The 24,473-nt window shown below is 42.6% G+C and carries 23 protein-coding genes and 1 pseudogene; 16 read left to right on the top strand and 8 right to left on the bottom strand.

The window, feature by feature from the left end; translation table 11 throughout:
- Positions 1-29: 29 nt before the first annotated feature.
- Positions 30-1,391, bottom strand: a complete 1,362-nt coding sequence (locus H6614_06680) for an FAD-dependent oxidoreductase (protein ID MCB9243340.1) — start codon at positions 1,389-1,391, stop codon at positions 30-32.
- 89 nt (positions 1,392-1,480) lie between these two features.
- On the opposite strand from H6614_06680, the gene H6614_06675 reads away from it, so the two are divergent.
- From H6614_06675 to H6614_06635, 9 genes and pseudogenes are all read left to right on the top strand, one after another.
- The gene (locus H6614_06675) at positions 1,481-2,545 is read left to right on the top strand and encodes a type III polyketide synthase (GenBank protein ID MCB9243339.1); all 1,065 of its coding nucleotides are present in this window, start codon (positions 1,481-1,483) and stop codon (positions 2,543-2,545) included.
- Positions 2,546-2,552: 7 nt separating this feature from the next.
- Positions 2,553-3,062, top strand: coding sequence for an isoprenylcysteine carboxyl methyltransferase (locus H6614_06670; GenBank protein ID MCB9243338.1), 510 nt, complete (start codon positions 2,553-2,555; stop codon positions 3,060-3,062).
- A 25-nt stretch (positions 3,063-3,087) separates the two neighbouring features.
- Complete coding sequence (locus H6614_06665; GenBank protein ID MCB9243337.1) at positions 3,088-5,172, top strand: T9SS type A sorting domain-containing protein; 2,085 nt, start codon at positions 3,088-3,090, stop codon at positions 5,170-5,172.
- Positions 5,169-6,374 carry a T9SS type A sorting domain-containing protein gene (locus tag H6614_06660; protein ID MCB9243336.1) on the top strand — a complete coding sequence of 402 codons (1,206 nt, stop codon included), beginning with the start codon at positions 5,169-5,171 and terminating at the stop codon, positions 6,372-6,374. Before H6614_06665 ends, H6614_06660 begins: the two co-directional genes overlap by 4 nt.
- A gap of 4 nt (positions 6,375-6,378) precedes the next feature.
- The gene (locus H6614_06655; protein MCB9243335.1) at positions 6,379-6,690 is read left to right on the top strand and encodes a hypothetical protein; all 312 of its coding nucleotides are present in this window, start codon (positions 6,379-6,381) and stop codon (positions 6,688-6,690) included.
- A pseudogene (gene prfB / locus H6614_06650) lies at positions 6,690-7,790 on the top strand (peptide chain release factor 2). Before H6614_06655 ends, prfB begins: the two are co-directional and overlap by 1 nt.
- A gap of 2 nt (positions 7,791-7,792) precedes the next feature.
- On the top strand, positions 7,793-9,013 hold the full coding sequence (locus H6614_06645; GenBank protein MCB9243334.1) for an ABC transporter permease: 1,221 nt from the start codon (positions 7,793-7,795) through the stop codon (positions 9,011-9,013).
- 9 nt (positions 9,014-9,022) lie between these two features.
- Positions 9,023-9,712 carry a ubiquinone/menaquinone biosynthesis methyltransferase gene (locus H6614_06640; protein ID MCB9243333.1) on the top strand — a complete coding sequence of 230 codons (690 nt, stop codon included), beginning with the start codon at positions 9,023-9,025 and terminating at the stop codon, positions 9,710-9,712.
- A gap of 84 nt (positions 9,713-9,796) precedes the next feature.
- A complete protein-coding gene (locus H6614_06635) occupies positions 9,797-10,084 on the top strand; it encodes a 30S ribosomal protein S18 (GenBank protein MCB9243332.1) in 288 nt (95 codons plus the stop codon).
- Between the two features lie 35 nt (positions 10,085-10,119).
- On the opposite strand, the gene H6614_06630 is transcribed toward H6614_06635, so the two are convergent.
- The 3 genes from H6614_06630 to H6614_06620 are packed head-to-tail and all read right to left on the bottom strand — an operon-like array spanning position 10,120 to position 12,709.
- Positions 10,120-11,862, bottom strand: coding sequence for a SpoIIE family protein phosphatase (locus H6614_06630; protein ID MCB9243331.1), 1,743 nt, complete (start codon positions 11,860-11,862; stop codon positions 10,120-10,122).
- 34 nt (positions 11,863-11,896) lie between these two features.
- Complete coding sequence (locus tag H6614_06625) at positions 11,897-12,316, bottom strand: ATP-binding protein (protein MCB9243330.1); 420 nt, start codon at positions 12,314-12,316, stop codon at positions 11,897-11,899.
- A 21-nt stretch (positions 12,317-12,337) separates the two neighbouring features.
- Positions 12,338-12,709, bottom strand: coding sequence for an STAS domain-containing protein (locus H6614_06620; protein MCB9243329.1), 372 nt, complete (start codon positions 12,707-12,709; stop codon positions 12,338-12,340).
- Between the two features lie 166 nt (positions 12,710-12,875).
- Here H6614_06620 and H6614_06615 point away from each other — a divergent pair, with 166 nt between their 5' ends.
- From H6614_06615 to H6614_06600, 4 genes are all read left to right on the top strand, one after another.
- Entirely contained in the window at positions 12,876-14,054 is a 1,179-nt protein-coding gene (locus H6614_06615; protein MCB9243328.1) for an anhydro-N-acetylmuramic acid kinase, read from the top strand.
- A 3-nt stretch (positions 14,055-14,057) separates the two neighbouring features.
- Positions 14,058-14,783: an SDR family NAD(P)-dependent oxidoreductase gene (locus H6614_06610; GenBank protein MCB9243327.1), complete on the top strand. Its 726-nt coding sequence runs from the start codon at positions 14,058-14,060 to the stop codon at positions 14,781-14,783.
- A gap of 203 nt (positions 14,784-14,986) precedes the next feature.
- Complete coding sequence (locus H6614_06605) at positions 14,987-16,021, top strand: NAD-dependent epimerase/dehydratase family protein (protein MCB9243326.1); 1,035 nt, start codon at positions 14,987-14,989, stop codon at positions 16,019-16,021.
- 19 nt (positions 16,022-16,040) lie between these two features.
- Positions 16,041-17,414, top strand: a complete 1,374-nt coding sequence (locus H6614_06600; GenBank protein ID MCB9243325.1) for an aldehyde dehydrogenase — start codon at positions 16,041-16,043, stop codon at positions 17,412-17,414.
- A gap of 310 nt (positions 17,415-17,724) precedes the next feature.
- Here the strand turns inward: H6614_06600 and H6614_06595 are convergent, their stop codons facing one another.
- From H6614_06595 to H6614_06585, 3 genes are all read right to left on the bottom strand, one after another.
- Complete coding sequence (locus H6614_06595; protein ID MCB9243324.1) at positions 17,725-20,073, bottom strand: TonB-dependent receptor; 2,349 nt, start codon at positions 20,071-20,073, stop codon at positions 17,725-17,727.
- A gap of 72 nt (positions 20,074-20,145) precedes the next feature.
- Entirely contained in the window at positions 20,146-20,487 is a 342-nt protein-coding gene (locus H6614_06590; protein ID MCB9243323.1) for a hypothetical protein, read from the bottom strand.
- Positions 20,477-21,025: a MerC domain-containing protein gene (locus H6614_06585; GenBank protein MCB9243322.1), complete on the bottom strand. Its 549-nt coding sequence runs from the start codon at positions 21,023-21,025 to the stop codon at positions 20,477-20,479. The genes H6614_06590 and H6614_06585 overlap by 11 nt, the downstream gene beginning before the upstream one ends.
- A 284-nt stretch (positions 21,026-21,309) precedes the next feature.
- Between H6614_06585 and H6614_06580 the strand changes: the two genes are divergently transcribed.
- Positions 21,310-21,867, top strand: coding sequence for a hypothetical protein (locus tag H6614_06580; GenBank protein MCB9243321.1), 558 nt, complete (start codon positions 21,310-21,312; stop codon positions 21,865-21,867).
- A 427-nt stretch (positions 21,868-22,294) separates the two neighbouring features.
- On the opposite strand, the gene H6614_06575 is transcribed toward H6614_06580, so the two are convergent.
- Positions 22,295-22,483, bottom strand: a complete 189-nt coding sequence (locus H6614_06575; protein MCB9243320.1) for a hypothetical protein — start codon at positions 22,481-22,483, stop codon at positions 22,295-22,297.
- 823 nt (positions 22,484-23,306) lie between these two features.
- Between H6614_06575 and H6614_06570 the strand changes: the two genes are divergently transcribed.
- Together H6614_06570 and H6614_06565 are read left to right on the top strand one after the other, a co-directional pair.
- Positions 23,307-23,600 (top strand): GIY-YIG nuclease family protein, encoded by a 294-nt coding sequence (locus H6614_06570; GenBank protein ID MCB9243319.1) that lies wholly within the window; start codon positions 23,307-23,309, stop codon positions 23,598-23,600.
- Positions 23,601-23,707: 107 nt separating this feature from the next.
- Complete coding sequence (locus H6614_06565) at positions 23,708-24,373, top strand: hypothetical protein (GenBank protein ID MCB9243318.1); 666 nt, start codon at positions 23,708-23,710, stop codon at positions 24,371-24,373.
- Positions 24,374-24,473 lie beyond the last annotated feature (100 nt).

Genomic DNA, 24,473 nt, shown 5'->3' with positions numbered 1-24,473 from the left:
TAAAATAAAGTATAGATGTTATCTGTATGTTAAGACATAATTGCTTCCGCCGCTTCCTCACCTGAATTTATTGCGCCCTCCATAAATCCCTGCCAGTCGGCAATATGCTCACCCGCGAAATATACGTTAACAAACTTCTCTTTGATTACCGGCATTGTGCCGTACCACTGGCCTTTGCCATAAAGCGCATATGCTCCCGCTGAGTACGGATCCGTTCCCCAGTAATAATTTACATTCTTCAACGCCTTACTTGAAACATCACCAAATGCAAGCTGAAGATTCTCTACCGCAAGTTTTTCTTTGTGATGCTTGGAATGCTTTGACATCATATCCGCTTTGTCACCCGTATTGTATGAGATCAGCACACCGTGCGGACCTTGCTGATTCTTTGTTGCATGATAATAATAATGTGCGTGTGTATCCGTGATCATGTCGAATGCCTCGTCGTTCCAGAATCTCTCACTGAATAGTGTCGCATTCTTATTGATCCTTGCGTACTGTAATGCGTTTAGTGCCTGAACTTTTTCGTTCGGCATTCCCGGTGTCCACTTTATCTTATTTACGGAGTATGTTGGTATCGTACATACCACAAAGTCTCCCTCGAACGACTTTCCATTCGCGCAGTTAACCGTTACACCGGATGATGTCTGTGAAACCGCCTCTACGGCATAACTCGTTAGTATGTTACCGTCACCGATTCTCTTCGCCAGCTCTTCCGCTAATCGTCCGTTACCGCCGACGATCTTATAATCCATTTCATTATACTCGCTCGACTCCGCGTACTCCGCTAGCGCTGCATATGCCGATACGCTCCTTATCGTTTCACCGAAGTCTGTGCTGTCGAGATATTCCCGTATGTCCAGGTCTCTGTCCTTCATCCCGTTGTTAACCAAAAATCTCCACCAATCCATCTTATCCAGCCTTATCTTGTCCTCTTCCGTGAAATTCGCATAATTCTTCATTATCTCATCGAATTTCTGATTCCACTCCGCAGTATAGTCCCATTGCCCTTTGGGATAATACTGGTTATCATAGATGAGATGTGAGTGGAACCTGTTGTCCTTCAGTTCCAGCCCGAATTCCTTGCACATTTCTATTAATCTTTCATGCGATGCCCCGACCCATTCCGCGCCGAGCTCTATCACAAGATCAGGATTTTCATCGATTTTAAATGAAAATACTCGTCCGCCGATCCTGTTCCGTGCTTCGAGTATTACCACGTCATATCCGTTCTGCATAAGCTTATATCCCGCCGAAAGCCCTGCAAACCCCGCTCCTATTATAACCACCTTTTTCTTTGAAAGGAGATTTATACCCTTCATATTGGACGCAATGACAGTCGCTGCCGCTATTGTAGCTGACTGTTTTAAAAACTCTCTCCGTGTTGACATATTGTTATAATTTTAGTTGGATTCGTTAATTTAGGAAAATGCATAATTAAATACAATTTTTAATTAATTAGTATTGTTTACTTTGATATATGGCTAAAATCGTCTCCCTGGCAAATATCGACCTCCCATATCAAGTATCGCAGAAGGATCTCGAGCAATACGCCGGTAATATGTTCGCTGAAGCATTCCCGGATATCGACCGACTTCTGCCGGTTTTTGAGAATACGAGCATTATTAATCGTAATTTCTGTGTCCCCGTTGATTTTTACGCGCAGGATCGTTCTTTTAAAGAAAAGAATGATCTCTTCATAAAATACGCGCTGGAATATTCCGTCCAAGCTATCGAGAAATGTCTTTCACTGACGAATATTACAAAAGATAACATCACCGATATAGTTTTCGTTTCCACAACCGGCTTATCTACTCCGTCCATTGACGCTCTGATAATTAATAAAATGAAGCTCGATCCTAACATCAACCGCATTCCTATCTGGGGACTGGGATGTGCCGGGGGAGTGTCCGGACTTGCAAAAGCAAATGCGCTTGCGAAAGCGAACCCCGATGCCATTGTGTTATTCGTTGCGGTTGAATTATGTTCGCTCACGTTCATTCGTAACGACCTTTCCAAAAGCAACTTCATCGCGACGAGCCTCTTCTCTGACGGTGTATCGGCTTTACTGGTAGCAGGGGATAATTGCAATGTTGATTCTGCTAACGATATACGAATCGTCTCATCTGAAAGCCGGCTGTACTACGACAGCCTTGACGTAATGGGATGGGATTTCGAAAATGAAGGCTTTAAAGTTCTCTTCTCTCGCGACATACCCACGATCGTAAATGACACCGTAAAGAACGACATACAACATTTTCTGACAAAGAATAACCTTACCCTCGATGACATAAAAAACTTCATCATTCATCCTGGTGGCATGAAGGTGATCGATGCGTACGTTAACTCTCTTCAAATTGACCGCTCTAAGCTGGACAACACATTCACCGTTCTCCAAAACTACGGCAACATGTCCAGCGTAACGGCATTCTACGTGCTGGATAAATTCCTCACCGATGGTTTTGACGACGGCTACGGGCTTATGATGTCACTTGGTCCCGGTTTCTCCTGCGAGATGCTCCTCCTCGATATGAAACACAATTGAATTTAATATGACATTATTCATTATTGTCATATCGTTTGTGATCCTCCAGCGTTTCATCGAACTCGCCATTGCCAAACGCAACGAGAAATGGCTCATCTCCCGTGGCGCTGTCGAGTACGGCAAAGAGCACTACAAATACATCGTAATGCTCCACGTCGGCTTTATCCTCAGCCTGATTGCCGAATATTTTCTCCGTGGAAGGTATATCGAACTAACTGTGATCAATTATATCTTCCTGGGTGTTTTCGTATTCTTGCAAATTATTCGTATCTCGGTTCTTACATCTCTCGGCAGATATTGGTGCACGCGGGTTTACCGCATCCCGGGAGAACCTCTCGTTAGTACCGGTATTTATAAGTACCTTAAACACCCTAATTATATGGTGGTTATAGGCGAAATATTGACCCTTCCTTTGATATTTAATCTGTATTTTACTTGTATAATATTTACTATATTAAATGCAGTAATACTCACGAATAGAGTAAGGGTAGAAAATAAGGCTTTAAGTCAGAATTAATTCTTGAACTTAAAACTTTTACAAAATGAAAACTGCCATTACTCTATTTTTTTTATTCTGCTCGCTAAGTTCATATTCACAACCCCTGTGGATGTGGCAAAATCCCAGACCTATGGCATTGTATAAAAATGATTGTGTAATGCTTGATAATAACACTTTCATTTTTATAGGTAGTTTTGGTACAATAATACGAACATCTAATAGCGGAAATTCATGGTATCAGGTCGAACCTGTTGCCAACAAACATTTATATCATATAAGATTTGTAAATCCTACAACGGGATTTATTTGTTGTGCCGGAGGAATTTTATTGAAGACGACTAATTCGGGTACTAGCTGGTTTTCTGTTCCAACGAACTCAATAAAAGCGTTAACTAGTATGTTTTTTATTAACAGTTCAACAGGGTATATAGGTGGATCTGGTATTATAATTAAAACTACTAATTCTGGGGTTTCATTTTCAACTCTTGTTGATACTCTTAGCGGATATGTAAGTGACATAATGTTTCCGGAAGAGAACATTGGTTATGCCACAATGTCATCAAGTTATAAGATAATAAAGACCACTGATGCTGGTGTTCATTGGACACCTCAATTGACGGGAGGAGTTAATGCTTATCAGTGTTATTTCTCAAATGCAAAAAATGGAATGACACTTTCTCAAAATAATGGATATTTACTTAAAACTTCAAATGGTGGCAATAATTGGCTCTTACATCCAATTGGAACTCTAGGATATCAAAATGATTTGAAATTTGTCAATCAAACTACAGGCTTTATTGCGAGTTCAAGTCCAAATGTTATAATGAAAAGTACAAATACAGGTGAAAACTGGTTTCCTTTTTATACTGGGTTTAGAATCCTTGATTTTAATTGGCTCAATGAACAAAACGGGATTGGAATTACCCCTGAAGGAACAGGTTCTAGTTATTGGTCAATAGTAAGAAGCACAAATGGAGGCGTTAGTTGGTTTGAGAATTACGAGGAAATTGGAAATAATTATAAAATTAATTCTATAGCTTATTCGGATACAAATATTGGAGTTGCAGTTTGCGATACTGCTAGAATTTTGCTCACAACTAATGGAATTTGGAATGAGATTCCGAGTGGAGTACTATTTGGTTTTAGGTTAAATGAAGTTAAATTTATTAATGCAAATACCGGTTTCATAATTGGGAATAATGCAACAATTTTAAAATCCACAGATAAGGGTATTACCTGGGAAAATCGGTTTATGGGTTGGAGCGGAAACTATACATCAATTGATTTTATGAATGAAAAAACTGGATATATCGGAAATGGAAATCGAATTTTTAAGACTACGAATTCTGGTGAAAACTGGGGTAAGATTGATATGCCTATAAGTCAAGCTTGGACAGGAATTTATTTTTTTGATGATAATACAGGAATTGTAGGTGGAGGAGAGTATATCCTCAGAACCACAAACGGTGGAAGTAATTGGACAAATATCATTTTTGAACCTATAAATCCAGTTCTCGATATAATATTTTTCGACTCAATGACTGGTTATGCACTCGGTGGGAGAAATGATAGAAGAACTACAAATGGTGGACTAAACTGGGTTGAAATAGATTCAATAAGCAATACATCTTTAGTCAAAGTAAATGACTCTACCGCAGTAGCAACAGATGGGCACATTCTCAAAAAGACAACCAATTCAGGTCTCAATTGGTTTTTATTCTCCGACAGAGTTAACAATGAGGTTATTAATGATGTTGAATATTTGGATAATGGTCAATATGTAATAGCCGGAAATAAAGGTAATATTTTGCGTACCTTTACACCCGGCACTGTTGGTATTAACAATTCGGTCGAAAATATCCCCGTAAAATATTTTATTTCCCAAAACTATCCCAACCCTTTCAACCCTGTTACGAAAATTAAATACGAAGTGCCTCACCGCTCACCGATAAAAATAATTATTTACGACTTAACAGGCAGAGAAATAAGAACGCTTGTCAATGAATTTAGAGACCCTGGTATGTATGAAGCTGTATTCGACGGGGCTGGATTATCCAGTGGAGCATATTTTTACCGCATCGAATCCCCGGACTTTTCTCAAACCCGAAAAATGATATTGCTAAAATGAAATCTGCCATTACTCTATTTTTTTTATTCTGCTCGCTTAATCTCTTCGCCCAGTCAGCATGGTACGAATTGAATTCGGGAACCACTAAAAATCTTAGGTCCGTCGAGTTCATTAACTCAAATACCGGGATAATTGTCGGCGATAGCGGTATTATTCTGCGTACTACAAATGAAGGACAGAACTGGACGGTAATACCAAGCAATACAACGTATGATCTTCGATCATTAATATTTATTGACGAACAGGTTGGTTATGCTATTGAGGACTTTCCCAAATTGATTAAAACCACTGATGGAGGTTTATCCTGGTCAGAATTATGGACTCCGGCAGATCCAAACAATATAAGTTTTATAAACCGTGATACTGGATTTATTATGTGTGGTGGCTTGTCCAGAACTACTAATGGTGGTGCCAGCTGGACGCCCATAAATACACCCGATACAATCCCTAATTTCCTTCCAATGACAGGCACAGTCTTCTTTAATTATAATACCGGTTATATAGGTTGTCAGCGCGGTTTGTATAAAACTACAAATGCAGGCGTAAATTGGAACTCGGTTTATCCAGCATTTACTTATCCCAGTAATTTTGAAAAATATTATGACTCGGTATGCTATGGGATGCGATATGGATTTTCAAATGATTATGTGTCATTCGATAAAGGAAATTCCTGGACTACTGTTTTGGCTGTAATGGATAATGTTTCTTTTTGTTCAAAGAATATAGTCTATGGTGTTGTTACAACTATAAATTATATTATGAAGTCATCCAATGGAGGTAAAACATGGAATTTAAATTATACCAACATAGATTATATACCCTTTGATATATCGTGTGTCGATAGTTTAATTGTTTACGCAGTATGTGCCTCTGGAAAGATCATAACGACCCGGACTGGTGGAATTAATTCGGTAAACCCCGTTTCCTCCGAAATCCCCGCTAGGTATCTCCTCCACCAAAACTATCCTAACCCCTTCAACCCCTCTACCAAAATAAAATTCGACATCCCCCGGAGTGACAAAGTGAGAATAACTATATATGATATGCTTGGTAGGGAGGTCGAACTGCTTCTGAATGAACAGTTAAATCCCGGCTCATATGAGATCGAGTGGAATGCCTCAGCCTATCCCTCCGGCATTTACATAGTAAAAATGGAATCAAATAGTTATTTTAGTACTCGTAAAATGACGTTATTAAAATAACTTAATGAAAATACAACTCAGAGAGATTTGCCACGGACGAAGCGGCGATAAAGGCGATGCTGCTAATATCGGTCTCATTGCATACAAAAAAGAAGATTACGATCTCATCGAGCGCGAGGTCACCGCGGAAAGAGTAAAGGAATTCTTTAAAGGTATCTGCGAGGGTGAAGTCGAACGCTACGAAATGCCGAACATAAACGCCCTTAACTTTGTTCTCAATAACACTCTCGGAGGCGGCGGTACCGTTTCACTTAAGCTCGACGCGCAGGGAAAGACTCTCGCTTCCGCGTTATTAAAAATAGAGATAGAAAAATAATATGTTCGACCAGGAAAAATATCGTTTAGCAGAAAATAAAGATAAGCTGGAACAGCTGAGGAGGTCTCTTTGAAGTCGACTCCAAAGCTGAAAAAGTAAAAGAACTCGAAAAGAAAACCGAAGTCGAAGGCTTTTGGGACGACAATAAAACCGCGCAGGAAATTCTCCGCGAAGTCTCATCTCTCAAAAAATTCATCGAAGAATACAAAAAAGTAGAGACAATATTCTCCGACACGGAGATCCTTATCGAATTATCCGAAGCCGATAAAGATGAATCTGCTGTCGATGAGATCAATAATGAACTCGACCGCCTCGAAAAGAATGTCGCCGACCTCGAATTCAAGAAGATGCTATCTGATGAAGATGACGACCGCGACGCCATTATAACAATAAACTCAGGCGCAGGCGGTACAGAGTCGCAGGACTGGGCAGAGATGCTTCTCCGCATGTACCTTCGTTACTGCGAGAAGCAGGGCTTTAAGACCGCTCTCGTAGACCGCCTCGACGGAGATGGCGCGGGAATAAAAAGCGCCACTATCGAAGTCTACGGCGATTTCGCGTACGGCTACCTTAAAGCCGAGAACGGTGTACACCGCCTCGTGCGTATCTCGCCATTCGATGCGAATAAAAAACGCCACACGTCTTTCGCTGCTGTTTACGTGAGCCCGATCGTGGACGATAACATCGAGATAGAAATCAATCCAAGCGATCTAAAAATAGACACCTATCGCGCTGGAGGAGCAGGTGGACAGAACGTAAATAAGGTAGAAACCGCCATCCGTATCACTCATGCCCCAACCGGTATCGTCGTACAGTGCCAGAACGAGCGCTCGCAGGGACAGAATAAAGCCAACGCGATGAAGATGCTTAAATCTAAGCTCTACCAGCTCGAGAAAGAAAAGGAAATGTCTAAGATACAGGATATCGAAAAATCAAAGAAAAAGATCGAGTGGGGTAGCCAGATTCGCAGTTACGTCTTCCACCCCTATAACATGGTTAAGGATCACCGCACGGATTTTGAAACAAGTAATACGCAAGCAGTAATGGATGGCGACATCCACGACTTTATTAAAGAATATCTATTAATGCCGACACACTAGTATTGACGAACTTTAAACTTTTCATAGCGAACCGGTATCTGTTTTCGAAGAAGGATTCGAAATTCATCTCCTTCATCACTTATATTTCCATTGCCGGAGTCGCCCTCGGTGTAGCCGCGCTTATTATTGCCGTTTCAATTATGAATGGCTTCGAAAAAGAAATAAAGGATAAGGTAACGGGGCTCGTTTCTCACATACAGATCAGCTCGTTCCTTGCTAATGGTATCGCCGACCACGAATACGGCGTTAAGCAGATAAAGGAAAATATAAAAGGCGTTACGCAGGTTGCCGAATACACGCAAAAGGAAGCCGTGATTCGCGCAAAAGAAAAGATAGAGGGCATTATACTCAAGGGGATCGACCCGAACAACGACATATCCGATATGCAGAATAAGATCGTGGATGGCGAATACAACCTCGCTCCCGTCGATTCCAGTGTCTCGCGTTTGATAATCGGGAATAAGCTTGCCAAAAACCTCAATGTGAAAGTAGGGGATAAGGTAATTGTTTTCGGGCTCCGTGGAATCCCTTCACCGTTGAATCAGCCTAAGATTAAGCAGTTCATCGTCAGCGGTATATATGAAACAACCTTGCGCGATTACGACGATATACTTATCTATTCCGATATACCGACGACGCAGGGACTATTCGACCTTGGCAGTAACGTTTCCGGTATCGAACTCAAACTCGACGACATAGACCGCGCCGATTCGGTTACAAAACAGCTCGGCGAACTTCTCGGTTACCCGTACTACCCGAAGTCACTTTTCACGATTTACCGCGCACTGTTTAGTTTTGTTGAGCTTCAGAAAAAACCTATCCCGATCATTCTCGGCCTTATTGTGCTGGTGGCAACATTTAACATCGTCAGCACACTGCTGATGCTTGTTCTCGAAAAAACACACTCCGTCGGCGTTATTAAATCACTCGGAGCGAGCCGTATGGGGATAATGAAAATATTTATTTATGACGGGCTGCTTATTGGGATAATTGGGACCATACTCGGCATCATTATCGGAGTTGGTGCGTGCATGCTGGAAATGCGCTTTCATTTGATAAGCCTGCCCGATTTTTATTACGTTGAAAAGGTGCCCATACTGCTCGAACCTCATATAATTGTTTTGATCTCGATTGTAACGCTTGTGCTTTGCTTCATTGCAACACTGATACCGGCATTCCTTGCGTCTCGTCTCGATCCTGTTAAATCTCTTCGCTTTGCTTAATTATATATAATGGATAAATCCAGGACACGTATCGAAGCTATGTTCAACGACATAGCAAAAAAATATGATTTCCTTAACCACCTCCTTACATTTAATATGGATAAAAGGTGGCGTAAGCAGATCGCGAAGAAGATTACCAAACTCGGTTTCAAACACAAAAAAATACTCGACGCCGCTTCCGGAACCGGCGACCTTACCATCGAACTCCTTAAGCTTAACCCGGAGTCGATAATGTCTGTTGATTTCTCGGACAAGATGCTCGACATACAGCGTGAAAAAGTATGTGACCCGCGCGTGACTATTATGCACGGCGACGTTACAAAAATGCCTTTCGAAGACGCTTCATTCGATCTTATCACATGTGGTTTCGGTGTTCGTAATTTCCAGTTCCTCGAAAAAGCCCTTGAAGAAATTAAGCGCGTTCTGAAACCGGATGGTCATTTTATCGTGATTGAGAATTTTAATAAACGAGGATTATTTGTTTCTGCTCTGGACAAGATTTACTGCGGATTTCTCCTTCCAACGGTAGGGAACATGATCTCACGGTCCGAGGCATATGAGTATCTTTTTAAGTCGATAAAGGATTTTTACACAGTAGAGGAATTTACGGAATTATGCCAAAAATATGGTTTTTCTCCCATTTATAAGAAAAATAACCTGGTTGGTGTGGTAAATACGGTGTATTTCGGGCTTAAATAATATCCCTAAATCAATTGTTTATTTTACCCTTAATATTTATATTTGTAGCTTGTAAATAATAAATTAACACGTTTTATAGTGAAAATGAGGAAAGACAAGGGTAAGGGCGCAACTTACAAGCTTACCCAGCAGACAGCTAAAAAGCATGTTCAGCAAAAGAAAAGAGACCCTTTCAAAGAGAGAGGTGTCGAGGATTTTATTGATTTCAGAGATACAAGGCTTTTGAACAGGTTCCTTAACGACCAGGGAAAACTATTACCTGCAAGAATTACAGGAGCTACTGCTAAGATGCAGAGACAGCTTACCACCGCTATAAAAAGAGCAAGACATCTCGCTCTCATTCCATTCGTCAGCGAAGGTTCTAAATACTAATAATTCTTAAATAAGATTTTTCGAGGGCTCTCTTTTTAGAGAGCCTTTGCTTTTTTGATGACTATCATGGTGATATCATCGAATTGTTTTGCCTTTCCGACGAACTTGTCTATCGAATCTTTTATTTTAAGTGAGATCTCCCCGGCTTTGTAATTCAGATTATCTTTTACCAGCGAGATTAACCTGTCGTCTCCGTAATCTTCTTTATTGATGTTTTGTGCTTCGGTAACACCGTCAGTGTACATAACAAGGACGTCGTTATCTTCCAGCCTTACCGCTCCGACTTCGTATCCTATTCCGTCTTTCAAAATACCAATCATCAGGCCGCCCTTGTCGAGATGTATCACTTCGTCTCCTCTGAATAGGTACGGATGGTTGTGCCCGGCGTTTATGTATTGGAACTCGTTGCTTTCCGTATCCAGTATTCCCCAGAAGAATGTAATGAATTTCTCCGACGATGTATTATCGTAGATTAGCTCATTAATGTTCTTTGTCACGAATGCTATATCGAAACTTTCCGAGTAAAGCTTTAAATATGAATGCACCGCCGACTGTATATTCGACATTAGTAATGATGCCGGCGTGCCTTTCCCCGATACGTCAGCGATTACAAATGCGAATTTCGTTTCTGTCAGCTTGATCACGTCGTAATAATCACCACCCACCTGGAGTGCTGAGATATTATCGCCTGCTATCTGGTACCCGTCAATTATCGGCAGTGACTCCGGCAGTAACGCCATCTGAATTTCTCTAGCTATCTTGAGCTCATTTTCTATCTGCTGCTTCTCGAGATACTCCTCGAATAGGATCGAATTTTCTATCGATATAACGGATAGATTAAGAATTGATTCGAGGAATTCTATATCTTCCAGCGTAAATCCCGTCTTATTCAGCTTCCTGCCGAGGCAAATTATGTTATCCAGCTTCCCGTCATTAAACGTAGGCACCATCAGCACATAATCCTTTGCCGAAAGATATTTAATAAATTCGTTCTGTGAATTTTCCGTTATTATTGTAGGCGTCTGTATTTCTTCCAGCTCCGATAGATCGTATTTCTCCAGCTCTATATTTCTCTTTTCGTTGAGGAGCTTAAAATTTTCCGATCTGTATTTACTGAGTATAAGGAAGTCCTTAATACCGAAATTTCCCAGTAGCGTGTAACTCAATAGCCGTATGATCTTGTCCCTGTTTACGACAGTGGAGTTGAACTCCTTGCCCAGCTCGAACAGCGATTTTAGCTGGTTTACCTTATTACTGAGCGATATATTAAGGCGGTTTATCTCGTTAAATTTTATCGTATTCTCTATCGATGACGCGGAAAGATTGAGCAGTGTTTCCAGGAATATTACCTCGTTTTTTGTGAGAGGTTCGGCTCCGTCCTTTTGAGAAACTTTCTTACCCAAACAAAGCACACCTAACAACTTCTTGTCGAAATATATCTTAAAGAAGTTCAGCAGACCTTTGCTTTCAAAATAATTTCTGTCCCTTTCCGCGATATCATTCACACAGAATACCGGCTCCTTGGGAAACTCTACTACGACCTGGTTGTTTTCTTCACCTAAGGGGATACCTTTTGATGATTCTATCGTATAAAATTCTGATCCTTCCTCTGTTGCCTGCTTTATCATCACCATACCCTTCGTAATGAGCATCTTACCCATTATACTAAGCAGAATATTCCCGAGAATAAAGCTGAGGTTAAGATTACTATTGATCAACTGGGAAAATTCTATCAGCGAATCTAATTCGAGTTGTTTTTTTGATTCCTGCTGTGTCATATAGGGCGAGTGCGGGTAAGTTTTTTGTGAACTGCTACGGCAGTACTTTCGTAAGTATCAGCGAATTGTAATCCGGTTTTTTGTGAATGTAAACAATGTCGTTCATAAACTTCCTCATAAGCGGTATCCCGAGTCCTCCTACCTGGAATTTCTCGAAATACTTTTCCATGTCCGGTTCGTTTGCGTTATTTGGATCGAAACTGTCTCCGTGATAATTGATGGTGATCTTTATTTGTTTTCCATTAGTATCGATCTTTAGCTCTATGCTCTCTGACTCGTTGAACTTATGCGTATATTTAATAATATTTGTGCATGCCTCGTCCACTGACAAAACGATCTGGTTCGTCAGTGTCGGGTCAAAACCCATCTCCAACGCTTTATCCTCTACAAATTTACGAATCGTTGCCAGATTTTTTGTAGAGCTTGGAATCTTTATTTGATTATTGCCTCCCAATGTATTATCTCCTGGATCGTCTCAATTTACATTTTCATCTTTATTTCCGTTTTTAAATTTGTCGAGCGCGGCTTTTTCGTCTTTATATATCTCAAATAAAACGGGGAATCCGAGCATGTCGAATATATTATATATCTTGTCGCTCATATTGCTTAGTTTTATGTCACCGTTGTTGTCTCTCATGGTTTCTATAAATGCCATAAATACACCCAGCCCTGCGCTGCTGATATAGGTCAGCTTGTCAAAATTGACCACGATCCTATAATCCTTATCCCGTATAAGGTCCTCGAAGCACTTCTCCAGGTCTGTTGATGTATGGGCATCCAAAAATCCTTCCACATGGACTACCGTTATTCCATCGTCGTTTTTAAGTTGGATGTTAAACTCTTCCATTCTTAATTTGTTATTTGAGTTATATATTTAGGCTCAAAATAACAACAATCGGGAATATTTTCTATGCTAAATCTAAATATTTTGTTCACAGAGGGTTTATATTAAACTTATGTAAATCAAATTTCATAGAATATAATTCGTATTAGAGTTATATTTGTTACATTTGATGAAAAAGGTCATAGATTTAATAAATAGGGATAAGAAGCTTATTATTGGGGTTTTATCCGGAACTTCGGTCGATGCGGTGGATATTGCATTAACTGAGGTAATCGGCTCAGAGGCTGATACTAAGGTTTCCGTGGCCAAATTTGACTCCATTCCCATTCCGCAGGATATTAAGCAGTATATTCTCAGAGCCTCGAATAAGGAATCTGGTACTGTGGCGGACGTATGCAAACTTAATGCTCTGATAGGAAATCTCTTCGCGGACAGCATAAATAATTTTCTCTCCGCTAATGGGATAGATAAAAAGGACGTTGATCTGATCGGATCTCATGGACAGACGTTGTACCATATACCTCAGGAGGAGGAACTCCACGGATACAAATTCAAATCCACATTACAGGTAGGTGACCCGTCAGTCATCGCGAATAAGACCGGCATCACAACCGTCGGGGATTTTCGTACTGCGGACATGGCGCTCGGTGGTGAAGGTGCTCCGCTCGTACCGTTTCTTGATTATGTTCTTTTTAAAAGTGATACAAAGAACCGTCTCCTTGTGAATATCGGCGGCATCGCAAACGTAACGTTTCTTCCAAAAAACGGGGAGATAGATTCCGTTACGGCGTTCGACTCCGGTCCCGGTAATATGGTCATCGACCGTTTGATGATGGAATTTTACGATAAACCTTACGACGAAAACGGCGTAACCGCTTCCGACGGAAAGATTCAACAAAAGCTCTTCGACGATGTCTTGAAGTTCGATAATTACTATAACCGTAAACCGCCGAAATCTACCGGCAGGGAATTTTACGGAGAGAGCTTCATCGAATATATCGTTTCCGTCGCGCACGGTATATCCGATGAGGATGTAATTAGAACGATGACGCAGTACACAGCGTACACGATACACTATAACGTGAAAGAGTTCATAAATGGCAAGCCCGACGAAGTGCTCGTTAGCGGCGGCGGCGCAAATAACCCATTCCTGATGGGGTTGATAAAGGATTATTTCTTTGAGGCAGAGGTAAAGCCTCTTGAGTTGAATGGTATAAATCCCGATAATAAGGAAGCCGTTCTCTTTGCGGTTCTGGCTAATGAGGCGATTCACGGCAACTATGCCAATCTCCCTCTCGTGTCAGGCGCTGAGAAAAAAACCGTTTTAGGAAAAATTTGTCTTGTATAAATTATGAGCGATAAAAAAATAGCGATTGTAACAGGCGGTACCGGAGCTCTCGGCAGATGTGTCGTCGATAGGCTCGCTTCCGACGGCGTAAAGGTTTACGTGCCGGCCATCTCGATGGAAGATTTTAATTCCGTCTTCGACCGCTCCCAGAGTTCGGATGAACCTGAGATTAAATCCATTTTCAGCTTCGTTTGCAATGCTACCGATGAATCCTCAGTGGTAGAGTTCGTCGACAGCGTTTCTAAGCTCGAAGAGGGACAGATCGATTACCTGATAAATACAGTCGGTGGAATACATGGCAAGATAACTATCGATGAAATGGACACCAAAACCCTCGACAGTATGTACGATTTCAATTTCAAGTCTACGTTTTATTTTTCTCGTGAAGTGCTGAAGCGTATGAAAGAAAAAAATTATGGACGCATTATCTCGATTGGTGCGATTGCCGCGCTGGAGCCGTCGCCCGGTGTTTTTGCTTATTCTATGTCTAAAGCCGGCGTAATTAACCTTATGAATACTATTGCCGAGGAGAATAAAGGCACTGATATCCGTGCTAATACTGTTATCCCGAGCATTCTGGATACGCCCGCTAATCGTGAGTGGGGAAGTGACGAGGACATTAAAACTTGGGTGAAACCCGAAAAAGTTGCCGATATCATCTGGACGCTCTTGCGGGACAGCTTCAGTGATGTCCGCCAGAGTATGGTAAAAGTTTACGGTAAGTACTGATTATAATCCCCTCCGACGGAGGGGTGGCGCGTAGCGACGGGGTGGGTTGCCAAAGTTTTAAGTTGAGTTATTTTGTATTCAAATGAATATTTTCCTGTTCCCCTCTCCTTTACAAGGAGAGGGATTAGGGGTGAGGTAAAAAATTAATTTAATAAATAAAAATAATCTGAATTAAATTGGAGAAGAATCCTGACCTTAAAGTAGTGGTGACCGGTGGAGCCGGTTTTCTCGGCTTCCATATCTCTCGTAAAATTGACCGGATCACCGACCCGAAAAATACAACGTTTTTTGATATAGCTGAATTTCCTCAGGGTGAATATAACCCTGAGATCAATTGCATCTATGGCGACGTTCGCGATAAAAAGCAGATGGATGAAATGATGAAGGACGTCGACGTTGTTATTCACTGCGCCGCCGCGCTTCCGCTGTGGAAAAAGAAAGATATCTTTGAAACGAACGTCGACGGCACACGAAACGTTCTCGACAGTGCGCTAAAAAGCAAAGTTAATCGCGTCATTCACATTTCCTCGACGGCGGTTTACGGTGTGCCCGACGTGCATCCGCTTTTTGAATACCATAACCGCATTGGCGTTGGTCCTTACGGCGAAAGCAAAGTGCAGGCTGAGGAGGTTTGTGAAGAATACAGAGCGAAGGGCTTGCCCATTTGTATCCTGCGCCCCAAGAGCTTCATCGGTATCGCACGTCTCGGCGTATTCCAGATCCTCTATGATTGGGTTGAGTCCGGTGTTAAGATCCCTATCATCGGTAACGGTAAGAACCGCTACCAGCTTTTCGAAGTCGAAGACCTGGTTGATGCTATCCTTCTTGCTTCAACTCTTCCTCTCGAAAAGATCAACGACACATTCAATGTCGGCGCGAAAGAGTTTAAAACAGTTGAAGAAGACGTCGGCGCGATGTGTGATTACGCAGGAACGGGCTCTCGGGTTATGCGTACCCCTTCATGGATGGTAAAACCTGCGCTGAGATTTTTTGAAGTGCTCGGTGTTTCCCCGTTGTATAAATGGATTTACGGTACAGCCGATACCGACTCATTCGTATCTATAGAAAAAGCGCAGACACAGCTTGGTTGGGATCCGCAGTACTCTAATTCCGAAGCGCTTATTCGTTCCTATCAGTGGTACCTCGATAATAAAGGCACTATTCAGCAGGGAACAGGCGTAACTCACAGGATAGCCTGGAAGCAGGGTATCCTCAGTTTCTTTAAAAAGTTTTTATAAGCATAAATAAGACGAAAAAATGAAACAGAAGTTCATTCTGGATATTAATCCATCCACAGGAGAATTAATCGAAAAGATAAAGTGCTCATCGAAAGGCGAGATAGCATCTGCAGTTAAACTCGCGCGTAAAGCTCTCAAAGTATGGAGCAATACTCCGCTTAAGAAAAGATGCTCTGCTGTAAAAAAGATTGCTGACGACCTCTATAAAAATCGTGAAAAGATTGGTAAACTTGTTACGATGGAAATGGGTAAGGTGTATAAATCTGCCGTCGGTGAAACAATCGGCTCATCTTACGGCATAAAAGAACATATTAAGCTTGCCGAAGAAGCATACCAGACAGAGATTCATAAAGAGGAAGACCTTACTACGGAACTCCACCGTTCACCGATTGGTGTCGTTGGTATCATTACTCCGTGGAATTTCCCGGTTGGTATGCCCGAATCTCTTCTTACTCCCGCTATATTAGCAGGAAATACGGTAGTCTTTAAACCGTCCGAAAATACTCCGCTGACCGGTAAAGCCATTTACGAAATTTATAACAGGCACCTCCCTAAAGGAGTTATCAATCTTCTGCAGGGCGCAGGTGAAGTCGGTAACGAGATAGTTAATTCTGATATCGATATGGTTGGTTTCGTAGGTTCGCAGGCTGTTGGTAAAAAGATCATGGAAGCATCATCTAAACGCCTCAATCGTCTCGTTCTCGAACTCGGCGGAAAAGACCCTATGGTCGTACTTAAAGACGCTGACCTCAAAAAAGCTGCCGGCTATGCTGTTAACGGCTCATTGAGAAATTCCGGGCAGGTTTGCGTTTCAGTTGAACGTATTTATGTTGATGAGAAGATTGCTGATAAATTCGAAAAGCTCATCCTTGAAGGCGTGAAGAAATTCCGCGTCGGTGACGGTTTCGATGAAAATTCCGATATGGGTCCTATGGTGAATAAAACCCAGAAAGATCACGTCGTCAGCCAGATAGAGGAAGCGAAGAAGAAAGGCGCGAAAGTTCTCTACGGCGGTACGAACGGCGAAGATACTAAAGGATATTTCCTCCAGCCGACTGTGCTTACTAACCTGAAGGACAGCCACGACATTATGATCCGCGAAACTTTCGGACCTGTCGTCTGTATCCAGAAGGTTAAGAATGAGGAGGAAGCGCTCCAGAAAGCTAATAATTCTCCTTTCGGTCTCGGTGCTACTATCTGGACTAAGAACAAGAAAAAAGGAAAAGAGCTTGCGCGCAGGATAGAATCCGGTATGATTGGTTTAAATCAGGGTATCGGAGGGGTTTCCGGTACGCCGTGGGTCGGCATCAAGCAGAGCGGCTTCGGCTACCTCGGTTCTATCGACGGCATGCGCCAGTTCACCGTCCCAAAGAAAATTTCCTACAGAGACTAATATTCTTTGTCATTCCCGCGCAGGCGGGAATCTAGACCCGGTAGTTCATGTATTAGTCAACTGATTATTCTATAGATTAAATTTTATACGTCAAAAGCCCATTTTTCAATGGGCTTTTTTTTGTCATTCTGAGCGAAGCGAAGAATCTCACCGTGGCAATTCCCTAAAACTCAAACGGTACACTTACCCTTGTTCTGTCATTCTGAGCGAAGCGAAGAATCTCTCGTTGGTAATTCCTTAAAACTGGAACGTACACTCATCCTTGATTTGTCATTCTGAGCGAAGCGAAGAATCTCACCGTGGCAATTCCCTAAAACTCAAACGGTACACTTACCTTCAGATTAAAACTCCTCCCCGGGTTCATTGCATAATACCTGTACCTGCTCAAATGATCCGCGTACTTAGTATCCGCTAAATTCGTTACCGACAGGTCCACCGATATTATCGACTTAGCCAGCAGGTAATCGAATCCTACTCCCGCCGATAGCAATGTATATGCTTCACTCGGTGACTCCAGCGGATCTACGTCGTTCTGTGCCGAGACGAATTTGCTTGTGAAGCTCACGTACGGATTACTGAAATTCCCTATATTCTTTTCCTGTAATCTCACTTCCGCGATATTCTTCATAGGCGGAGTGAATGGCAGGGGATTATCCGTTACCTCGTTGTTCGTCTTTACAAGATCCCCCTTGAGCGATAACAGCATCCATTGAACCGGCTGTACCTGTACGCTGTATTCCATCCCGGTAAATGAACTCTTATCCTGCTTAATGTCATATATCGGCAGATTGCTCTCCGGGTCGGTCTCCCCGGTAGGCGACGGGTAAATAAAATTATCTATCGTATTCCTGAAAAAAGAGATCTCGCCCGTTACATATTTATTTCTTACCCGGACTCCTATGTCGAAATTCAGCGATTCCTCCGGCTCAGGTGTGAGTGTCGAATCCACCGTCAGCAGTCCTCTGTCGAATCTTCCCGTCCCTTCGTGTACGCCGTCCGCGTACAGATCGAATTCCGACGGCGCTCTCCATCCTCTCCCCACATTCGAAAACACATCCACGAATTCAACCGGCTTTACCACCACCCCAAACGATCCCGTTACTGAATTAAATGTAAGGTCCCTCGGTGAAATAACTTTCGTCGGTGTTCCCAGGGAATCCTCCTCGAATACCGTCTGCTTTATGCTCTGGTCTTTATTGTCATACCGTATCCCGCCCGATATGGTGTAATATTTCTGCTCGTATTTTTCGGAGAGATACAGCCCGTACCCGAACGAATCATAATTCGGTATTAATTTCTCCTCACCCAGCGTCTCATTGTTTGAATTGTTCAACGCGATTCCCACCGTTCCCTGTAACGATTTTGTAAGCGAGTGCTGAAGCCTTATGTCTCCCTGCACGTTTTTCAGATCCAGGTTTAGAGAAGCGTTATTTTCATCCTTATCTTCCGTTGACTCGAATTCCTTCCTGATGTGATTTTCGTATGAACCTATCGTCTCTAATTGTAACTTACCATTTATCGGGAACCGCCCCTTCACCTCGAAATGGTTCGTGTTTATCTTTTGGTTTGGTGTGGCGTCCGCTTCTTCCTCGGGATCCTCGTGTATCTGTATCTCCCGGTTGAAGCTCTCGAATACCCCCGTGATGCTCCCGAAATTCCCGTTATAGCCCGCCGTCAGTGTTCCTTGTAAGTCCTTCGTCGCGCTGTTGAATAGCTCTCCGCCCTCGATAACTCTTTCACCGTCCGGCGTCTGTACCGTCAGCGTTCCGTCCGGGGTAGTAATGTTACCGCTGTTGCTGTAGCCCAGCGACCCCTTTATACCGAAGTTCTTCCATCCGAGCCCCAGCATGAGATTTCCTTCGCCCTCCTGGTTCATCGAAAACCCGTTCAAATCCAAAGTCCCGTATGTGACCGGCTTCTTACCGGAGGAAAATGTCAGCGGTTTCGAGATCACGTTCACCACACCGCCTATCCCGTCTGCCCCGTACACCAGGCTTGCCGGACCCCGCAGTATCTCTATCCTGTCTATGTCGTACGTGCTGACCTCCGGCGCGTGTTCGTCGCCCCATTGCTGTGATTCGTGCTTCACGCCGTCCTTTACCACTATCACGCTCTGGGATGTCAGGCCCCGTATTACCGGCTTCCCTATACCGCTCCCCGTCGAAAGGTTATTCACTCCCGGAACGTTCTGTATCGTCCTTGCGAGGTTCTCTTCGCGTGTGCGTGTTATGGTGCGCGGTCCGAGCGACGTTATCGAATATGTCGAATTGGATATGTCCGTCGGCTGGAAGGAGCTCGTTACATCTATCGTAGGCGTTTCTATCAATGTCCTCTGCATCACGATGTTCAGCGTGTTGTCACCCGCCGTTATGTTCACCGTCTGGCTCATGTTAGTGAACCCGTTATGCTGCATGCTCATGTGATACGTGCCAGCCGGTATATCCCGGAATTCGTACTTACCCTCTTCATCCGACTTCGCCGTCAGCGACAACTCCTGTATCGTCAGCGCTACTCCCGTCAGCGGTTCGTCTGTATCGTCCACTACCGTTCCCTTAAGCGTATTCACCGGCGTCTGCGAATACCCGTCTGTGTATGTTACTGCGCATGTCACGCCGTATATTATGAACGCCGTCAATATTATTAATATTGCGTTTCTCATATAAACTTGTTTTGAGTTATGTAAAATGCCGGCGGATCGCGTCCGCGGGCGGAGTATTTATGTCAGCTTATATTAAGAAACTGCGGGAGGGGAGAGACCCGTGTTCTTGTGGAGGTACGGGTTTATTACTGCGGTAAACTTATGATCGTATGTTTTGTATTGTACTATTGCAACTGCCGAATGGATGGGGAATGTACCGCAAGAGGCATTCTTGAACGCGTGTGAAAATATACACGCGGGGCATTCCGTGTTCGATGAATGCGAAAGCTCCTTGTGCGAGTCCTCTACTTTCGATACACTGTGCGCCGGGTCGAATATGCTTCCGTGATGGTGCAGGAATTCGCTTCCGCCAAAGCTCATCACGATCGCGCACAGCAGGAATACGTTCAATATTTTGCTTCTGCTATACCGCATCGCTCGGAGTTAGGTTAGAAGGCTCGCTTTGGTCCATCAGCTCGTGATGATGATATATGTGCGCTCCCTCATGCGAATGGCTGTCGTGCTCTTTAGTGTGGTCATGCTTACAGCTGAGGCACATTTTCCTGTTCTTGTAGTGCGCTACTGCTATCAGGACCGCACCGATCGGGATTATTACCGCGCCCAGGACGCTCAGGAATGTGATCTCGTCTATCTTTCCCTCGTGCAGATCATGACCGATAGTGAAGTGTCCGATGACGATTATTGACAATCCCAGTATGAAGAGCACCGTAGGGTAGAGTTTGCCGTGATGCTTCAGATAGCCGCTCCTAAGTGTATACAGACCTACAATTAAGCTTACACCGATTAGAGTGATCTCTATAGCCGGGTTTGTGATGAATTCCAGTCCCAGCAGGGGCAGGAACAGCAGTATCACGGGCAATAGCGCGCAATGAATGGCGCATATCGTCGATGCCGAAAACCCCAGCATGTCCAGGCGTGATATCCTCTTATGTTCGATTTGCTCTGATTGCATAATTGCGACTCATTTGCAAAATGGGGAATTTAATTCAATAAGTCAACATAAATGCAAACCATTCGCAAGAGAGATAAGAGCTATAATGCTATAAAAAAGTATTGTATGAAACTATTAATTAAGCTAGATTCACAGAAATCACTTTAGTCAAAATCATAAACATTTAATTCAATAAAATGAGAAAATCATTTCCATTTGTTTTAATTTTTCTGTTTGCATGTATCGATGTATATTCACAATCATTAAATCCTTGCCAGGATTCTTTGTATTTGGTATTAAAAGGAATGGATATTGATAAAATGTCTGAAAGACAATATGATTATTTTATGGAAAAGGAAAAACAATGCTCTGAGTACAAGCTTGGGACATCAATAAATAAAAGTAAAGATAATAAACCTCGGGTCCGTGGATATGTACAGGGTGGTGGAAGCATTCCTTTTGGTGACAATAATGGTCTAAAAGGCGGTTTTAATCTTGGAGGAGGTGTAGAAATTCCTCTCAGTGATATCACATTTAGTTCAACAATAAATATAGATCTTACGGTCAATGCATTCTCAACTGGAAGCAAAGGGTTTGATTTTACGGCTTCATCACTTACTGGTGACTATAAGTTCCTAAAAATAAGGGACGATGGTTTCTTTGGTATTATTGGTTTAGGGTTATATTATTTATCCGCCAGCGCCGGTTATGTGAGTATCTCTGAGACTAATATTGGTATCAAAGCAGGTATTGGATATGATTTTACTAATAGAATGTTCCTAAAAACATGTTTCAATTATAATAATAACAACGACGGTACGTTTAAAACTTTTGGCAATATGTCATTAGGCTATAGATTTTAAAACTCTTGACAAAATTGGGGGAGCGTTTTGCTTATATAACTACTCATTTCGGAACGTTGCTAAGTACATTATTCGGTCTCTATACCTCTCACGACCAAGACATAAAAAAAGTATAGATACGTATCTCCGTAGGAGTCCTTGGGGACTAACCCTTTTCTTCATTGCATCCCCTTCCACCTTGTCATTCCTGCGGAAGTCCACGATCCGACTCTGTCGGGCAGGAACCTAGACCCGTCGCTCGGGATCGTTGCCGTACCGTACATTCCTTGCTACTGATTACAAACGGGTATCCCATACCACGGAAAAACACAAAGTTATAAACTTCGCATACACAATAAACTATTCAACAAAAAGGTATAGATATGTATCTCCGTAGAGTCCTTGGGGACTAACCCTTTCTCCATTGCATCCCCTCCTCCACCCTTTGTCATTCTGAGGAGCCCGATTTATCGGGGCGACGAAGAATCTCAACCATTCCGAGATTCTTCACTTCGTTCAGAATGACAAAAAGAGAGTTTTTTCTCCGTGTCTTGGTGTCTCCGTGGTAAAAGTCCCTCTTGTATTCATAATACTTATTCATTAAAAAGTATATATACGTATCTAACCCTTTCTTCATTTAAAACACTTGACTCACACATTATCTTTGTAGCAGTTATTCGGATAACTAGTTCATTCAATTGAACCGGTATTTACGGCAGGAACGGTAATATCCGCGCTCCGCGGTGTTCTGTTTGTCTAACTTGCATCGCTTTCACTGTTGCTTAAGTAAAGATTGTCAATGTCCTAGGTCGCTAGGCGGGCGGGACCGCTTGATTACTTCTGTTCGAAGGGTCTCTACCGGCAGCATAAGCTGTCCCTCGTGCAGGAATTGTGAGAGGATCAATTCGTGCAAGCCGAGGTGTGCTTTCGGTGAGGGATGTTGTGGAAGGGTGATATGTATATTCCCTTCGGCGGTGAGAGTCTAATAGTGACCCGTGGCTTGGACCTCTACTAAAAAGTCCAACGTAACAGTTCAGCCGTCTGTAATGCGATTCTGATCGCGTGAAAGCGTTCCGTCGCCTTCGGCAGAAGGAGCAGTTGTATCCTTATCCTCTGTGGGATACTTGCCCTAAATACTGTATAACGTATGATACAACGAAATCAGGCTAGCCTGTTTATATTTTTGTCATCCTTCTCTTATTTGTCATTCCCGCGAAGGCGGGAATCCAGAAGAAAAAACTTGATACGAGAAATAAACTAAATCCCTTAACAAAAACCAAAAACGAATAAACAAAAACCAACTACCACAACAAAACAAATATCTCTTGTCATTCCTGCGAAGGCAGGAACCTAGACCCGTCACTTTAGAACGTCGCTAAGCTGTTAATTCCTTACCAATAACTCCACACGACTATCTATAACACACTTGACTAATAAAATTATTACCGCCAATTTTATTTATGTCGAAAAATTACTACGTCTACATACTGGCGAGCGGTAAAAATGGTACGCTTTACACCGGCGTAACAAATAATTTGCTTGTAAGAGTTGATCAGCATAAAACTAAACTCTTAAAAGGATTCACTGAAAAATATGGCGTAACAAAGCTTGTCTATTACGAACATTTTACTGAAGTCAGTCAGGCATTAACACGTGAAAAGAATATTAAAAAATGGAAACGTGATTGGAAGTTAAAGTTGATAGAAGAATTTAATCCCGAATGGAAAGACCTTTATAAGGAATTAACCTCATAACTCTACCCGGATTTTATCCTCTAGGTTCCTGCCTTCGCAGGAATGACAACATAAAAGGGACATTAAATATTTGAAACATTTCTCCCCCAACCGTAGTTAAACCTATTATGAATAGAAACTTTACTATATTGCTTATATTACTGGGGGTTACGCTGGCGGGATGCGATCTCGTCGACCCGACTAACCCCAATAATGTAGATCCTTTCGGCTATAATAAGCGCGTCACATACGACGGCTACACATACACGAATAATTTCGGTAATTCCGTCCATAATAAGTACATCACGTTTACCGGGCTGGGGAACGTGGGTTACATAGACGGGCGCTACGCATCCGCGATAATCGATTCGACGTTCCATTATTCCGAGCAGTACGGTGTAGAGGGGCTTCAGCGCCGTGACACGCTGTATTTTTCCGAGGACATAAACGGCAACATTTATTTTCTTTCTTATGGCTACTACCGCATCGTACCAATGTGGATAGAGCTGTTCGATTTCGCCGATACCAACCGCTACACTTACCAATCCATAGATGAAAATATCAACGGGCAGAGGTGGGACCTGGACATAAGGAGTTACGTGACACAGACAACGGTTTACACGGGGTTCGGGGCGTTCCCGTCATACAGGCTGGAGCAAAGGGTTACATACGATTCACCTTACAGCACAACGGAGACATTTATATGGTACTGGAACAAGAATTTCGGTCTGATGATATATGACGAGCAGAGGAGCGGTCTCATATACCAGGTAGCAAAGGAAAAGAATTTCTAGCCTCATTATTTCATCTTTAAAAAAATATAAGTAATTTTCGTAAATCTAATTTACGAAGCTGAGCTGGTTCGAGGAATATAATCCCGTAAAAGGCGACAAC

This window comes from Ignavibacteriales bacterium (genome assembly GCA_020635255.1).
Taxonomy (GTDB): domain Bacteria; phylum Bacteroidota; class Ignavibacteria; order Tepidaquicellales; family Tepidaquicellaceae; genus JAEYVS01.
The sequence above is the reverse complement of the archived record's forward strand: the minus strand, read 5'-3'. Positions and strand labels throughout refer to the sequence as shown.

What these genes read in the sequence shown, in the direction of transcription:
- H6614_06655 (MCB9243335.1), top strand. Translation starts at nt 6,379, where the DNA reads ATGAAAATACAACTCAGAGAGATTTGCCACGGACGAAGCGGCGATAAA.
- H6614_06570 (MCB9243319.1), top strand. Translation starts at nt 23,307, where the DNA reads ATGTCGAAAAATTACTACGTCTACATACTGGCGAGCGGTAAAAATGGT.
- H6614_06680 (MCB9243340.1), bottom strand. Translation starts at nt 1,391, where the DNA reads ATGTCAACACGGAGAGAGTTTTTAAAACAGTCAGCTACAATAGCGGCA.
- H6614_06675 (MCB9243339.1), top strand. Translation starts at nt 1,481, where the DNA reads ATGGCTAAAATCGTCTCCCTGGCAAATATCGACCTCCCATATCAAGTA.
- H6614_06575 (MCB9243320.1), bottom strand. Translation starts at nt 22,483, where the DNA reads ATGAAGAAAGGGTTAGATACGTATATATACTTTTTAATGAATAAGTAT.
- H6614_06620 (MCB9243329.1), bottom strand. Translation starts at nt 12,709, where the DNA reads ATGGAAGAGTTTAACATCCAACTTAAAAACGACGATGGAATAACGGTA.
- H6614_06670 (MCB9243338.1), top strand. Translation starts at nt 2,553, where the DNA reads ATGACATTATTCATTATTGTCATATCGTTTGTGATCCTCCAGCGTTTC.
- H6614_06585 (MCB9243322.1), bottom strand. Translation starts at nt 21,025, where the DNA reads ATGCAATCAGAGCAAATCGAACATAAGAGGATATCACGCCTGGACATG.
- H6614_06660 (MCB9243336.1), top strand. Translation starts at nt 5,169, where the DNA reads ATGAAATCTGCCATTACTCTATTTTTTTTATTCTGCTCGCTTAATCTC.
- H6614_06595 (MCB9243324.1), bottom strand. Translation starts at nt 20,073, where the DNA reads ATGAGAAACGCAATATTAATAATATTGACGGCGTTCATAATATACGGC.
- H6614_06630 (MCB9243331.1), bottom strand. Translation starts at nt 11,862, where the DNA reads ATGACACAGCAGGAATCAAAAAAACAACTCGAATTAGATTCGCTGATA.
- H6614_06600 (MCB9243325.1), top strand. Translation starts at nt 16,041, where the DNA reads ATGAAACAGAAGTTCATTCTGGATATTAATCCATCCACAGGAGAATTA.
- H6614_06635 (MCB9243332.1), top strand. Translation starts at nt 9,797, where the DNA reads ATGAGGAAAGACAAGGGTAAGGGCGCAACTTACAAGCTTACCCAGCAG.
- H6614_06615 (MCB9243328.1), top strand. Translation starts at nt 12,876, where the DNA reads ATGAAAAAGGTCATAGATTTAATAAATAGGGATAAGAAGCTTATTATT.
- H6614_06565 (MCB9243318.1), top strand. Translation starts at nt 23,708, where the DNA reads ATGAATAGAAACTTTACTATATTGCTTATATTACTGGGGGTTACGCTG.
- H6614_06640 (MCB9243333.1), top strand. Translation starts at nt 9,023, where the DNA reads ATGGATAAATCCAGGACACGTATCGAAGCTATGTTCAACGACATAGCA.
- H6614_06590 (MCB9243323.1), bottom strand. Translation starts at nt 20,487, where the DNA reads ATGCGGTATAGCAGAAGCAAAATATTGAACGTATTCCTGCTGTGCGCG.
- H6614_06610 (MCB9243327.1), top strand. Translation starts at nt 14,058, where the DNA reads ATGAGCGATAAAAAAATAGCGATTGTAACAGGCGGTACCGGAGCTCTC.
- H6614_06665 (MCB9243337.1), top strand. Translation starts at nt 3,088, where the DNA reads ATGAAAACTGCCATTACTCTATTTTTTTTATTCTGCTCGCTAAGTTCA.
- H6614_06580 (MCB9243321.1), top strand. Translation starts at nt 21,310, where the DNA reads ATGGATATTGATAAAATGTCTGAAAGACAATATGATTATTTTATGGAA.